This window comes from Micromonospora sp. NPDC092111, assembly GCF_044755745.1.
GTDB lineage: Bacteria > Actinomycetota > Actinomycetes > Mycobacteriales > Micromonosporaceae > Micromonospora.
Window position 1 is genome coordinate 38,329 of the sequence record NZ_JBIVRQ010000021.1, and the last position, 13,203, is coordinate 51,531.

At 75.3% G+C, this 13,203-nt stretch carries 14 protein-coding genes, 1 tRNA gene and 1 pseudogene; 10 read left to right on the plus strand and 6 right to left on the minus strand.

The features are described 5' to 3' along the window. Nucleotides 1–164 precede the first annotated feature (164 nt). Both ACIQG9_RS27255 and ACIQG9_RS27260 read right to left on the minus strand, forming a co-directional pair. Complete coding sequence (locus ACIQG9_RS27255; RefSeq protein WP_400407806.1) at nt 165–1,034, minus strand: oxygenase MpaB family protein; 870 nt, start codon at nt 1,032–1,034, stop codon at nt 165–167. A gap of 171 nt (nt 1,035–1,205) precedes the next feature. Then, nucleotides 1,206–1,634, minus strand: coding sequence for a Fur family transcriptional regulator (locus ACIQG9_RS27260; protein ID WP_400407808.1), 429 nt, complete (start codon nt 1,632–1,634; stop codon nt 1,206–1,208). Between the two features lie 212 nt (nt 1,635–1,846). Between ACIQG9_RS27260 and ACIQG9_RS27265 the strand changes: the two genes are divergently transcribed. Further along, nucleotides 1,847–2,329 carry a DUF2231 domain-containing protein gene (locus ACIQG9_RS27265; protein WP_400407864.1) on the plus strand — a complete coding sequence of 161 codons (483 nt, stop codon included), beginning with the start codon at nt 1,847–1,849 and terminating at the stop codon, nt 2,327–2,329. A 255-nt stretch (nt 2,330–2,584) separates the two neighbouring features. Here ACIQG9_RS27265 and ACIQG9_RS27270 read toward each other — a convergent pair whose 3' ends face one another. After that, the gene (locus ACIQG9_RS27270) at nt 2,585–2,737 is read right to left on the minus strand and encodes a hypothetical protein (RefSeq protein WP_400407810.1); all 153 of its coding nucleotides are present in this window, start codon (nt 2,735–2,737) and stop codon (nt 2,585–2,587) included. 942 nt (nt 2,738–3,679) lie between these two features. Here ACIQG9_RS27270 and ACIQG9_RS27275 point away from each other — a divergent pair. Next, nucleotides 3,680–3,943: a hypothetical protein gene (locus ACIQG9_RS27275; protein WP_400407872.1), complete on the plus strand. Its 264-nt coding sequence runs from the start codon at nt 3,680–3,682 to the stop codon at nt 3,941–3,943. Nucleotides 3,944–4,071: 128 nt separating this feature from the next. Here the strand turns inward: ACIQG9_RS27275 and ACIQG9_RS27280 are convergent, their stop codons facing one another. After that, nucleotides 4,072–4,746: a flagellar biosynthesis protein FlgA gene (locus ACIQG9_RS27280; RefSeq protein ID WP_400407813.1), complete on the minus strand. Its 675-nt coding sequence runs from the start codon at nt 4,744–4,746 to the stop codon at nt 4,072–4,074. Between the two features lie 400 nt (nt 4,747–5,146). On the opposite strand from ACIQG9_RS27280, the gene ACIQG9_RS27285 reads away from it, so the two are divergent. Then, nucleotides 5,147–5,407, plus strand: a complete 261-nt coding sequence (locus ACIQG9_RS27285; RefSeq protein WP_400407873.1) for a hypothetical protein — start codon at nt 5,147–5,149, stop codon at nt 5,405–5,407. A 62-nt stretch (nt 5,408–5,469) separates the two neighbouring features. Here ACIQG9_RS27285 and ACIQG9_RS27290 read toward each other — a convergent pair. Beyond that, a pseudogene (locus ACIQG9_RS27290) lies at nt 5,470–5,667 on the minus strand (FmdB family zinc ribbon protein); the annotation flags it as partial. Then, complete coding sequence (locus tag ACIQG9_RS27295) at nt 5,624–6,289, minus strand: 5-formyltetrahydrofolate cyclo-ligase (RefSeq protein ID WP_400407815.1); 666 nt, start codon at nt 6,287–6,289, stop codon at nt 5,624–5,626. The gene ACIQG9_RS27295 and the pseudogene ACIQG9_RS27290, both read right to left, overlap by 44 nt. 84 nt (nt 6,290–6,373) lie before the next feature. Here ACIQG9_RS27295 and ACIQG9_RS27300 point away from each other — a divergent pair, with 84 nt between their 5' ends. The 7 genes from ACIQG9_RS27300 to ACIQG9_RS27330 all read left to right on the plus strand — a co-directional run bounded on the left by ACIQG9_RS27300 (nt 6,374) and on the right by ACIQG9_RS27330 (nt 13,069). Further along, entirely contained in the window at nt 6,374–8,566 is a 2,193-nt protein-coding gene (locus ACIQG9_RS27300; protein ID WP_400407865.1) for a diguanylate cyclase, read from the plus strand. Nucleotides 8,567–8,575: 9 nt separating this feature from the next. Then, on the plus strand, nt 8,576–9,577 hold the full coding sequence (locus ACIQG9_RS27305) for a UTP--glucose-1-phosphate uridylyltransferase (protein ID WP_400407818.1): 1,002 nt from the start codon (nt 8,576–8,578) through the stop codon (nt 9,575–9,577). After that, on the plus strand, nt 9,574–10,866 hold the full coding sequence (gene glp, locus ACIQG9_RS27310; protein ID WP_400407820.1) for a gephyrin-like molybdotransferase Glp: 1,293 nt from the start codon (nt 9,574–9,576) through the stop codon (nt 10,864–10,866). The genes ACIQG9_RS27305 and glp overlap by 4 nt, the downstream gene beginning before the upstream one ends. Before the next feature lie 91 nt (nt 10,867–10,957). After that, nucleotides 10,958–11,560, plus strand: a complete 603-nt coding sequence (locus tag ACIQG9_RS27315) for a GNAT family N-acetyltransferase (RefSeq protein ID WP_400407867.1) — start codon at nt 10,958–10,960, stop codon at nt 11,558–11,560. A gap of 178 nt (nt 11,561–11,738) precedes the next feature. After that, a complete protein-coding gene (locus ACIQG9_RS27320; protein ID WP_400407822.1) occupies nt 11,739–12,536 on the plus strand; it encodes a hypothetical protein in 798 nt (265 codons plus the stop codon). Between the two features lie 191 nt (nt 12,537–12,727). Further along, nucleotides 12,728–12,801, plus strand: a tRNA-Ala gene (locus ACIQG9_RS27325). Nucleotides 12,802–12,922: 121 nt separating this feature from the next. Further along, entirely contained in the window at nt 12,923–13,069 is a 147-nt protein-coding gene (locus ACIQG9_RS27330) for a hypothetical protein (protein WP_400407825.1), read from the plus strand. The last annotated feature ends 134 nt before the right edge of the window (nt 13,070–13,203 follow it).

Here is a 13,203-nt window from a genome sequence, read left to right on the forward strand (position 1 = left end):
CTGGCGGGTGAGAGCGCTGGCGGGTCATTTCGTTGGGGTGATAGCGCTGGCGGGTCAGAGCCTTTGGGGGTCATAACGCTGGCGGGTCATAACGCTGGCGGGTCATAACGCTGGCGGGTCATAACGCTGGCGGGTTATGACGCTGGGGTCAGAGCGTTGGCGGGTCAGGGCGGGGCGGGGCGGGCGGGGTGGGCGGGGTGGGTGGCGCGGGCTTTGGCGGCCTGCTGGAGGGGACCTTCCCGCCAGTCGCGGGGCAGCGCCGCCAGGGCCAGCCGCAGCGCCCGTACGCCCAGGTCTGCGGAGAGCGCGGTGGTGGGCAGCCCCAGGCCGCCGTACAGCCGCAGCGCCCACGGCGGCAGCAGCCCGAGCGCGGTCCCGGCGACCCCGAGGTACGCCCAGCGCGGCGGCCCCAGGCTCAGGCCGAGCCGGGCCGGCAGGCTGAGTTTCCACGGGATCGGCGGGGCGGTCAGGAACAGGGCGGTCTCCGCCGCCTCCTTCGTCATCCGCAGCTCGGGCCGTACCGTCTGGTAGTAGTCGGCCACCTCGGCGGCGCTGCCGGGCACCTCGGCCGGGTCCAGCCCGACCAGCGCGGCGGCCCGCCGCTGCTCGGCGTAGTAGCCGTCCACCTCGGCGTCGGTCAGCGACACGCCGGCCCGCCGGGCGGTGCTGACGAACGACTCGACCTCGGTGACGTGTACCCAGCGCAGCAGGTCCGGCTCGTCGATCCGGAACTCCTCGCCGGTGCGCGGGTCGGTGGCGCGCATCTGGGCGTGCCGGATGCGCAGCCGCCGGCCGGCCCGCTCGGCCTCGGTGGTGGTGCCGTAGACGACCGTACCGACGTAGGTGGCGGTGCGGACCAGCCGGCCCCAGGCGTCCGACCGGTAGTTGCTGTTCTGGGCCACCCCGGCCATCGCCCGGGGGTGCAGGGCCTGGAGGTAGAGCGAGCGTAGGCCGGCGACGATCAGGACCGGTTCGTCGTGCACCTTCCAGGTGACCGAGCCGGGACCGAAGAGGCCGAGGTCGTCGGAGTCCACCACCCAACAGTGCCACGCCCGGCGGTCCGTCCGCTCCCAGGCCGCACTGCTCCTGGCCCGCCTGCCCGGCTCGGCTCGGCCCGGCCCGGCCCGGTCCAGCGCTCCCGGTCCCGGCGTCCTCGGTCCGGCGGCCCGGCGCGGCGGGTCGGTCGGCGTCGGGTACGGGGGCGGTCAGCGGTCGGCGGAGCGGCGGGCCTGGCAGTTGGGGCAGAGACCCCAGAAGGTCACTTCCGCCTCGTCGACCTCGAAGCCGTGCCCGATGTTCGGGGCCAGGCAGGGGGCGCCGCCCACCGCGCAGTCGATGTCGGCGATCTCGCCGCAGCCCCGGCACACCACGTGGTGGTGGTTGTCGCCGACCCGGGCCTCGTACCGGGCGGGACTGCCGGCGGGCTCGATCCGGCGGGCCAGGCCGGCCCGGGAGAGCGCGCCGAGGACGTCGTAGACGGCCTGGGTGGAGACCGAGTCGAGGCGTTCCCGCGCCCGCCGGGTGATCTCGTCGACCTCCAGGTGCCCGCCGGCGGCGAGCACGTCCAGCACGGCGAGGCGCGGTCGGGTGACCCGCAGGCCCCTCGACCGGAGAAGTTCCTCACCGGTGGACATGAGGCAATGACAGCACGGTACCGGCGAGCCGACAAGCGAGCCCGGTGGCGCGGTGGCCCCGACCACAGGATCCACCACCGGGGCGAACCGGATCCGCGACCGGCGTGAACCGCGACGCCGACCACCGCGTGTACGCGTACGGAGGCGTGCCGCGACGAACGGATCGCCGTACGCTGACTGGCGCGGAAACGCATCCACTGTCGGAGGTGTCGGTGTTCAAGGAGATCAACGGTCTGCCGGGTCACGTCCTGGTGGTCCATGCCGTGGTGGTGTTCGTTCCGCTGCTCGCGCTGCTGGCCAGCGCGTACGGGCTGATGCCGCGCTGGCGGCCCCGGCTCGCCTGGGCGGTGGTGACCCTGGCCGTGGTGACCCCGGTGCTCGCCTGGGTGGCGACCGAGTCGGGGGAGGCGTTCGAGGAGGCGCTGGCGGCCAAGGGCTACCCGCCCAACCTGCTCGCCGAGATCCGCGAGCACGCCGACTACGGCGAGACGCTGCTCTGGTTCACCGTCGGGCTCGCCGTGGCGGCGCTGCTGCTGCTGGCGCTGACCAGCGGCCGGGTGCGTACCCCGAACCTGCCCGGCTGGACGACCTGGGCGCTGACCGCGGTGGTCGTGGTGTTGGCGGTCGTCGCGCTGGTCTACGTCTACCTGACCGGGGACAGCGGCGCCGCCTCGGTGTGGGGCAACACGTTGTGACGACGTCCGGTCCCGCCGGCCGCCCCGGCGGGACCGGACCTGCCGCCGCGCCGGGTGGTACGTGGCGTCGTCCCCGCCCGGTCGGTGCCGGGCGGATCGTCTCCCTGCCCGAGGTCGGTGCCGGGCGGCGCGCCTCCCTGCCCGGTGCGGGACGGTGCGTCGTCCTCGACCGACGAGGGTGCCGGGCGGAGCGTCGCCCTGGCCGAGGTCGGTGCGGGTCAGCGCGTCGTCCGCTGTTAGAGGCGTCGTCCGCTGCTAGAACAATGCCCGGGAGCAGAGCAGGCAGAGCAGCACCAGCAGCACCGCGCCGGCCACCGCGCCGACGCTCCAGGTGAGCCGCTGGGCCTGCTGCTCCGCCGCGTCCATCGCCTCCATGTCCTGCGCCGGCAGGGCGCGCGGTGGCGCCACCCTCAGGTGTACGGGAGGCCGCCAGCCCGGCGGCGGTGGCGTGGACGGCGGTGGCCCGGCGTAGCCGCCCGGCCCCGGCTGTCCCTGCACCGACCCGAGCGGCGGAGTGCTCGCCGTCGTCCCTGGGGTGGCCCAGGGCGACGGGGGCTGCCAGGTCGGCGGGGCGGGCGGCGGCGACCCGATGAACTTCCCGCTTCCGGGGTCACCGGCCGTCCCGGCCGGGCCCGGCGGCGGGTGTGGCTCGTCGATCGTCCCGGCCACCCTGCCGAGTCCGCCGGACGGCCCTGCGGGGTGGCCCTGCGATCCGGTTGGGCCTGCTGGTTCGGGGTTGGCGTGCGGTCCGGTGGTGCCTGCTGGTTCCGGGGCGGCTTGCGATCCGGTTGGGCCTGCTGGTTCGGGGTTGGCATGCGGTCCGGTGGTGCCTGCCGGTTTCGGGTCGGCCTGCGGATCGGGCCTGCCTTCCGCCTGCGGTTCACCCACCGGCCGGGGCTGACCGGTCGGGTTGCCGTCGCCGGCCGGGTCGGGGCGGTCCGCCGGGTTGGTGCCGTCCGCCGGGCTGGTGTCGCCGGCCGGGTTGGTGTCGCCTGCCTGGGCAACTTCGTCGGCCGGGGGCGCAAGCTCGGCGGCGGTGGGGGGCGGGCCCGGTCGCTCGGGTGGGCGTCGCCAGTACTCGTCCTCGGGGCTGGCACCGCTGGGCGTCGTCACGCCGTCCGACGCTACCAACGCCGCGACCCACTGGCCGGCCCGACGCGGCAGCGGGCGGGTCCGGCCGCCGCCGTGCGGGTGGGCGGCCCGGGACCAGGCCGCGCCATCCGCCGTGCCACGACGTGCCGCGGTGACCAGGTCGAGGTGTTTGTCGTCCACCGCAGCGGAGCCGAGCGGTGGACCGACCGGGGTCCGCCGCGGGTGGTCCGGGGTCCGCCGCGGGTAGTCTTGCCGCTCGTGAGCACCGAGGATCCGGCCCGGCAGGGCGTGCCCGGCGACGCCGACCGCGCCGTCGACTTCCGCGATGCCGACCGCGCCGTCGACTTCCGCGATGCCGACCGTGCCGTCGACCTCGGCGATGCCGACCGCGCCGTCGACCTCAGGGACGACTTCGTGGTGCTGCCCGAGCAGACCGTCGACGACACCGACTTCGGCTGGGGTGAGCACCGTGGCGGCAACGACGACTGGCTGCTCGCCGAACGTCCGCCGCACTGGGGCTGACCGCCGGCGGGCGGCGCGGGGAAGATCGACTCCGTGTCGGCGATGTGGCGGTATCGGGGGCTCTCGGATACCGCCACATCGCCGAACCGGAGATGATCACCAGCCTCGGCGGCCACAGCGGCGTGCCGTCAACCCCGGACGACGACGCTGAACCTGCTGCCCTCCGGCTGGCCGACGGTCCGGTGCGCCTGGTCGGGGCGGAGTGCCAGGTAGAGCGCGGCGGACCCGTCGACGCCGTCCCCGCCCACCACGTCGAGCACCAGCGCCCCGGGAGCCAGCAGGACCGCCTCGGTGGCCGTCCGGCCGGCCGGTACGACCAGCAGGTCGACCCGCGCGCCGGGCCGGAGTACCGCGAGGGCGGCGGGTTCGGCCAGGCGCACCGGGACTCCCACCGATCCGCTCGGCAGCGGCAGCGCCGGCGGGCCGCCCCCGGCGGCGGATCGGCCGCTGTCCTCCCCATCCGGTCGGGCGGCCTGGCCGGCGTCCGCCGCGCCCGGTCTGCCTGCCGGGTCGGCCGCCCCGGCGTCGGAACGTGCTGCCGGACCCGCTTCCCCGGCGGGGAGGACACCGGCCGGGTCGGTCTTCCCGGCGGCGGGACGCCCTGCCGGGCCGGGTGACCCGGATGCCGGACCGGCCGGCGGCGGGGTCGGGGTGGGGCAGCCAGCCGGGGTCTCCAGGACGACCACCGCCAGGCCGAGCAGGGCGGCGACCAGTGCTGCCCGCAGCAGGGTGCCCCCGCCGGGGCGTCGTGGCCAGCGCACCGGCCGCAGCGAACCCCCGTCGTCCGGCTCACCGACCGCCATGCCGCCCACCTCCACCGCCGCACCCGGATGCCGTGGCGGCATCCCGGGTCAGCAGGCTAGGTGGGCGGGGGCCGGCTCACCGACCCCCATCCACAGGCTGTGGACAACCGGTTGGGCTGTGGACAACGCCCGCCGGATCGGCCGATCTGCTACCGGTCACGGCCACCGGCACCGGAACTCCGGACGCCCGTGGCCCCACGGACGGGGGCAGGGGCGTCCGTGGTCACCGACACGGAGCGCGCGTCGCAGGTGGGAGTACCGGTCCGTGTGAGCCCCCTGCGGGCCGACGGATGGGGCAGGGGTCGCCGGTACCGGGACGCCCTGCGGGCCGACGGACCGGGGGAAGGGGTCGCTGGTACCGGAAACGCCCCCGCGACCCGGACGGGCGGCAGGGGCGTTCGTGGCCTGGGATCAGGAGGAGGTGCTGGAACCGGACGTGCTGGCGGCCGAGGCCTTGGTCGACCCGCCGCCGGACGAACCGCCCGACCCACCACCAGCCGAGCCGGACGACGACGTCGACGAGGACGAGGACGACGACGAGGAGGACGTCGAGGAGGACGACGACGAGTCGCCGCCGGAGGACGAGCCCTCCGCCTTGGCCGGCTTCGCCGTACCGCCGCCCTTGCCCTCGGCGCCAGCGGAGCGCGAGTCGGTGCGGTAGAAGCCGGAGCCCTTGAACACGACACCGACGGAGTTGAAGACCTTTCGCAGCCGCCCCTCGCACGCGGGGCACTCGGTCAGCGGCTCGTCAGAGAACGACTGCACCGCCTCGAGCTGGTGGCCGCACGCGGTGCAGGCGTACTGGTACGTGGGCACGTTCTCCTCCGGATCTGGCACGGCCGGTTGGCACTCGACGTATTCGAGTGCCAATGGTGCGTCATCGGACCCGGGTTCGTCCAGCCGACGTGTGAGGATCGACATCCGGCGCGTCGGGAAGCGTACGCAGGCCGCCGGACGGGGTGAGCACCGCGCGTACCGGCCGGTCGTGGGGCTGGGCGGGCAGCGCCTCCACCAGCTCGCCGTCGTGCAGCAGCGCCACGGTGAGGGTGGTGGCCGGCACCCGGGCCAGCGCCCGGTCGTACGAGCCGCCGCCGCGCCCCAGCCGCAGGCCGCGCCGGTCCACCGCCAGCCCGGGTACGACCACCAGCGCCGCGTCGGAGATCGCCGACCGGCCCAGCCGGGGTCCGTCCGGCTCGCGGATGCCCCGGCCGGCGGCGACCAGGGTGCCCGGCCCGGCGTACCCGGCCCAGTCCAGGTCGAGGTCGTCGCGGAGCACCGGGAGCAGCAGCTCCGCCCCGGCGGGCAGCGCGGCACGGAGCACGTCGGGCAGCTCCGGGCCGCCCGGTTCGGAGCCCACCGGCACGTACCCGGTCATCCGGGCCGGGCGCAGCCGGCGTACCAGCTCGGTCAGCCCGGCCTGGACGCGCGCCGCGGCGGCGGCCCGCTGCGGGGCGGTCAGCGCCCGGCGGCGGGCGAGCAGCGCGGTCCGCGTCTCACGTTTCGTCGGGTGCGTCCCTTCCGCTTCATCAGAAAAATCGGGCACGCAACACTCCTGACGCAACGCTTGTCTCCCGGTCGCTCTGTGTCAGCATCGCAGGTACGGGCCTGGAACTTCCGGGGGGAAGCGTTGACGCTACGCGGGCGGTTGACGGCGGCCTTCCTCACGGTGGTGCTCGGCCCGGTGCTGCTCGGCGCGGTCTTCGTCGGCACCACCGTGGCGGCGGTGGACCGCAGCCGGTCCGTCGATCGCCTCGGGCTGGCCGCGTCGGCCGTGCGCACCTCGGTCGACGCGCTCTGCCAGCAGCTCCGGGCCGCCGCCGACGCGGTCGCCCTGCGCCCCGACCCGGCCACCCGGGCGGGAGCGGCCGGCCAGGTGGTCAGCCGGGGGCTGGCCGCCGCCGTGCTGGTCACCGATCGCACCGGCGCCACCACGTACGCCACCCCGGGCGCGCCGCAAGCCCCCTGGCGGGACTGCGCCGGTGGGTGGGCCGACGGAGGTCCGGTGCGGGCGCTCAGCGCCCGGGTGGACCTGCGTGACCCGGCCGGCGCCCCGCTCGGCGCGGTGGCCGCCGCCCAGCTCGTCGACCCGGCGTTCGTGGCCCGGCTGGCCGCCGCGACCGGCGTCGCGGTCACCCTCCTCGACGACAGCGGCCCGTCCGGCCGGGTCACCCACACCACCGAGTCCCGCCGGGTACGCGAGGCGGTGCTCGCCGCCGCCGGCACGGTGGACGGCGACCGGGTCACCGAGACCCCCGGTGGCCGGTACGTCCGGCGGCTCGGGCCGGGTCCCGGGCAGCCCCTGCCGCTGGTCCTCTCCGTGGCCGGTGAACAGCCGCCCGGCCTGCCGGCCGCCCTGGTCGGCGCGGTGCTGCTGGCCGCCGTGCTGGCCGTGCTGACCGCGTGGCGGCTGGCCCGGGTCACCACCCGGCCGCTGGTGGAGCTGGCCGGCGCGGTGGACCGGGTGGCCCAGGGTGACCTGACCGCCCGGGTGCCGGTGCGCAGCCGGGACGAGATCGGCCGGCTGGCCGCCGCGTTCAACCGGATGACCCGGGAGACCGCCGGGTACGTGACCGCGCTGACCAGCAGCCGGGACCAGTTGCGCGGCCACCTCGGGGTGCTCGGCGACACCCTGGCCAGCACCCACGACCTGCAACGCATCCTGCGGGTGATCCTGCACAGCGCCATCGCGGCCACCGGCGCGCGGGCCGGCGCGGTGCTGCTGCTCGACGCCGGTGGCCTGCTGGTCGGGCAGTGCGCCGAAGGGCTGGCGGGGCGCTGCCCGGCCGGGACGGAGCCGGACGCGCTGCGGGTGCCGGTGGGCACCGGTGTGGTCGGCACCGTCGCCGCCACCGGGGAGCCGCAGCGCGGCCGGGTCATGCCGTCGGCGACGCCGACCGGCGAGCCGTGGTGCGAGTCGTACGTGGCGGTGCCGTTCACCGCGCCGGGCGGGGCCGGTGCGGACGCCGCCGGCCGGGAACCGGCGGTCGGCGTACTGGCCCTCTACGACCGGCTCGGAGCCGACGAGTTCGACGACGACGACCTGGCCACCCTGCGGACCTTCGCCGGGCACGCGGCGGTGGCGGTGGAGAACGTGCGGGTGCACGAGGAGGCCCAGCGGCTCTCGCTGACCGACCCGCTGACCGGGCTGTGGAACTACCGCTACCTGCGCGAGTCGCTGCGTCGTGAGGTGGAACGGGCCAGCCGGTTCGGCCGGATGCTCAGCATCCTCGTCCTCGACCTGGACCGGTTCAAGATCGTCAACGACACGTACGGGCACACCGCCGGGGACGCGGTGCTCGCCGAGTTCGCCCGCCGGGTACGCGGCGAGATCCGCGAGGTGGACCTCGCCTTCCGGCAGGGCGGCGAGGAGTTCGTGGTGCTGCTGCCGGAGACCGACGCCCGGGGTGCGGCGATCGTCGCCGAGCGGTTGGGCGCGGCCGTCCGGGACACCCCGATCACGGTGGACGGACACGCCGGCACGGTGGCGGCGATCACCGTGTCGGTGTCCATCGGCATCGCCGTCTACCCGGACCACGCCAGCACCGGCCAGGAGGTGCTGGACGCCGCCGACGAGGCGTTGTACGCGGCCAAGGGCGCCGGCCGCGACGGGTACCGGGTGACGACGGCGCGGCCCCGGCCGGCGGCGGCCGAGGAGATCGCCGTACCGGCGGGAGCGGCCAGCCCGGAGGACGGGCTGCCGAGGGCCGGGCCGCCCGCCGGACACGAGCCCGGTCGGCACGCCGTCAGCGCTCCCGGTGTGACGCAGCCGGGCGGCGCGTCTTCCGGTCCTCACCCGCCGCGGCAGAGCCGTGGCCGATAGTCTCGCGACATGTCGGAGCACTCAGCGAACCCCTCAGCGGCCGCCGCAACCGGCCGTCCCCGTGCGGTCAAGGCCGTGATCCCGGCCGCCGGCCTGGCCACCCGGTTCCTGCCGGCCACGAAGGCGGTGCCCAAGGAACTGCTGCCGGTGATCGACCGGCCGGTGCTCCAGTACATCGTCGAGGAGGCCGCCCAGGCCGGCATCGGCGACGTGCTGCTGATCACCGGCCGGGGCAAGACGTCGATGGTGGACCACTTCGACCGCCGTCCCGACCTGGAGGCCCGGCTGGAGGCGAAGGGCGACGCGGAGCGGCTTGCCGCGGTGAAGCGCCCCAGCGAGCTGGCCGAGATCTACACCTGCCGGCAGCCGGAGCAGCTCGGCCTCGGCCACGCCGTCGGGTTCGCCGAGTCGCACGTCGGCGACCAGCCCTTCGCGGTGCTGCTCGGCGACGAGTTCGTCAAGCCGTCCGAGCCGCTGCTGCCGGCCATGTTGGAACTCCAGGCCCGCACCGGCGGCGTGGTGCTGGCCTTCTTCGAGGTCGACCCGGCCGAGACCAAGCGGTACGGCATCGCCTCCGTCGAGCCGGCCGAGTCCGCGCTGACCGACATCGGCGAGGTTGTGAAGGTCACCGGCATGGTCGAGAAGCCGAAGCCCGAGGACGCCCCGAGCAACCTGGCCGTCCTCGGCCGGTACGTCCTGCCGGGGCGGATCTTCGACGCGATCCGCCGTACCGAGCCGGGCAGCGGCGGCGAGATCCAGCTCACCGACGCGATGGAGCTGCTGCGCGGCGAGGGCGTGCCGGTGCACGCGATCGTCTACCGGGGCACCCGCTACGACACCGGCATGCCGCTGGGCTACCTCCAGACAGTCGTGCAGATCGCCGCCGAGCGCGAGGATCTCGGCACCGAGTTCCGCACGTGGCTGACCGAGTTCGTCAACAACGGCGACGAGACCGTCACCGCGGCGATCCTCAACGGGGTACGCGACACGTCCGGCGGTGCCGATACATGACCTCGACGGCCGACGCCGAGGCGGCCGCGAACGAGTTGACGCCGCTCGCCGACTACCTGGGCAGCGTGCTGCGCAGGTTACGCGCGCTGCCTCCGCTCGACCTCGACCTCACCCAGGCGTACGGCAACGTCCTCGCCGAGGACGTCGTCGCGCCGCACTCGTTCCCCGCCTTCGACCAGGCGGCGGTGGACGGGTACGCCGCGCGCTGGGAGGACCTCGTCGGGTACGGCCCGGTCCCGTCCGCCGGGCCGGGCCGTCCGGTACGCCTCAACGTGGTCGGCGACCTGGGCGCGGCGAGCTGGCGTCCGGTCCGGCTCACCCCCGGCTCGTGCTTCTCGGTGGCTGCCGGGGCGCCGCTGCCGATCGCCGCCGACGTGGTGGTCCCGGTGGAGTGGACCGACCAGGGCATGGCCGCGGTGGAGATCTTCCGCACCCCCAAACGCGGGTACGGCGTCCGCCGCGCCGGTGAGGAGTTGCCCGCCGGTACGGTGCTCGCCCGGGCCGGCACCTACGTGGCCCCGGCGCTGGTCGCCGTCTTCGCCGCGACCGGCATCGGGCACGTGGTGGTGCGCCCCAGCCCCCGGGTGGTCATCGTGGCCACCGGCGATGAACTGGTCGACGTGGGCCGGGGCAGCCAGCCCGGTCAGGTGGTGGACGCCAACTCGCACGCGTTGACCGCCGCCGCCGCCGAGGTGGGCGCGCTGGCGTACCGGGTGGGTATCTGCGACGACGACCCGGAGGGGCTGCGCGGCCTGCTGGAGGACCAGACCCTGCGGGCCGATCTGATCATCACCACCGGCGGTACCGGCACCGGTCCCGGCGACATGGTCCGCCGGATCCTGTCCCGCCGGGAGGGCGGCCGGGCCGGGCCGGTCACCTTCACCGACGTGGCGCTGTACCCCGGCACCGCGCTCGGGTTCGGTACCGTCGGCGCCGAGGAGGTGCCGGTGGTGTGTCTTCCCGGTGAGCCGGGCGCGGCACTGATCGGTTTCGAGGTGCTGGCCCGGCCGGCGATCCAGTTGCTGGCCGGCGCGGAGCCGGTGTTCCGGCCGAGCGTGCGGGCGCACCTGCTGGAGACCATCAAGTCGCCGGGCGGGCTGCGGGAGTTCCGGCCGGCGCACGTCGCCGAGCGGCGCGGCGGCGGTTACACTGTGCAGCCGCTCAGCGGTGGGCCGTTCACCCTTTCCGGCCTGGCCGAGGCGAACGGCCTGATGGTGCTCGGCGAGCGGGTCACCACCGCCGCCGCCGGCTCCACCGTGGACGTCCTGCTGCTGGACCGGCGTCGGTGAGCCGGTGCGGGCCGGCCGCTGCCACGGTCGAGAGCGGGAGGCGGGCACGGTGAGCTGGTTCGGGCGGGCGCCGGGGTGGCCGGTGGTGCTGATGGACGGTCCGGTGGTGCTGCGGCCGTACCGGCGGTCGGATGCCGTCGCCTGGTCGGAGGTACGCCGGGCGAACCGGTCCTGGCTGGCCCCCTGGGAGTCGCACCTGCCCGGCGGCTGGGACGAGGTGAACTCGCCGGCCGCGTTCCGCTACGTGCACGCCGACCAGCGGCGCTCCGGGCGTACCGGCGAGGGGATGCCGTTCGCGGTCTGCCTGCGCGAGGACGGCCGGGAGCGGCTGGTCGGGCACCTGAACGTGGGCAGCATCGTCCGGCGGGCGTTCTGCTCCGGGTACGTCGGTTACTGGGTGGACTCCCGGGTGGCCGGTCGCGGGGTGATCCCCACCGCGATGGCGCTGGCCGTGGACCACGCGTTCGGCCCGGGTGGGCTGCACCGGGTGGAGGTGAACATCCGTCCGGAGAACAAGCCGTCCCGGCGGGTGGTGGAGAAGTTGGGCTTCCGCGAGGAGGCGTACCACGTGCGCTACATGCACATCGACGGGACCTGGCGGGACCACATCGGATACGCGATGACCAGCGAGGAGGTGGCCGCCGAGGGCGGTCTGCTGGCCCGCTGGCACCGGCTGCGCCACGGCGTCAGGTGAGCCGTCCCACGGACGGGATCGGCGCGGCGTGCCGGCATCCCGATCGGTGGCCCGTAACCTCAAGTAACTGCAAGCTGCGGCAAGCGCTGCCCGGCCGCAGGATCTGCGCCGAGGGCAACCCTTACGTGAAGATCCTGCCGTCGATCGGCGGTTGTCCCGAATTTCGGTGACGGGAGGGGTGAGGGTGCCGACCTCGGTGCTCCTCGCCGTCCTCGCCGCTGCCGGCCTGCTCGCCCTCGCGCCGGCACTGGTCCGCCGGTACGACGCCACCGAGCGGCTGGTGGCGGAGCGGGCGCAGTCGACGGCGCGGGTGCTCCAGCGTCGCCGACGACGTCGTACTGTCCCCGGCCGTCGCCCGGTCAACCAGTCCCGCGCCCTCGTCGTCACCCTCAGCGAGGATGCCGCCACCGGAAATCTCGGCGCCCCGGTCTCCGCGCCGCCGGCCCCCGCCCGCCGCTCCGGTCGGCTGCGCGCCGTGCCGCCCGCCCCCCGTCGGGCGCGTCGCCGGCCGCCCAAGCGCCGGCACCACACCCCCGCCGTCTACCGACGTCGCCGGGTGCTCGCCGCGCTGCTGCTGCTCAACCTCGTCGAACTGGTCGGCGTGATCGTGGTCAGCCCCGGCTTCTGGATCAGCTTCTCGGTCACCGCCGCCCTGCTCGTCGCGTACGTCGTCCACCTGCGGGGGCGGGCCCTGGCCGAGCGCCGCAAGCGGCGGCTGCGGGCCCGGGAGGCGGCCTGGCTCGCCACCCGGCAGGCCGAGGTGCGCCGCGAGCAGGCCCGCCGGGCGGCGGCCCGCCGGGAGGCGCAGCGCCGCCTGGCCGCCCAACGCGAGGCGGTACGCCGCAGCGCCATGGGCCTCGACCGGCCGACCGACCTGCCGGCGGCGGCCAGCGGGGGCGGCTCGGTGTCGTACCGCCGCTCCGGCGGCCTGCGTGGCCGCCCCTACCAGTCCGGCCGCGGCTCCCAGGGCGCCTGACCCCCTGGTCGCCCATGCGGCGCGCGTGGCGCGCGGCGATCTTGGAGGGAGATGGCTCCCCTGGGGGCCGAAATTCTCCAAGATCGCCACGTGCAGGGGGGTGATTCGCCCGGGGGGTGGGTGGGCTGTTAGTCTTGGCGCCGGCCCGCCCGGTGTAAGCCGGGTGGGACCGAGGCCGGTCCGCCGGCGGAGGGGCTGTGGCGCAGTCCGGTAGCGCACCTCGTTCGCATCGAGGGGGTCAGGGGTTCGAATCCCCTCAGCTCCACCCCAGTTCAAAGGCCGTTTCCGCTAGTCGGAGACGGCCTTTTTCGATCTTGCGCAGCAGTGATGCGAGCGAACTAGGCCCGGCCCGTCAGATGTCGAGGAACCGGCGCCGCGCTGGCCGTGTGGCCCGGTCGGCCGAGGTCGACGGTGTCCTCGTCGATGTCCCGCAGCATCTCCATCGCCAGCGGGAGTCGATCTCGGCGGGCCGGCGGCGGGCGATGACGGCCGAGCTGGCGGAACTGGCCGAGCTGGTGGGCTGCGCCGGCTGACTAGTACATCTCGTACCACCGTCGCCGCTGAGCCTGCTGTGGCTGGTGATGAGGTACCTGGTTCCTCGACCACCCAAGCCGCCACTCTGGGTGCTGGGCGCTCAAAGGGTCATCAAGCAGGACCGTTGCAGTAG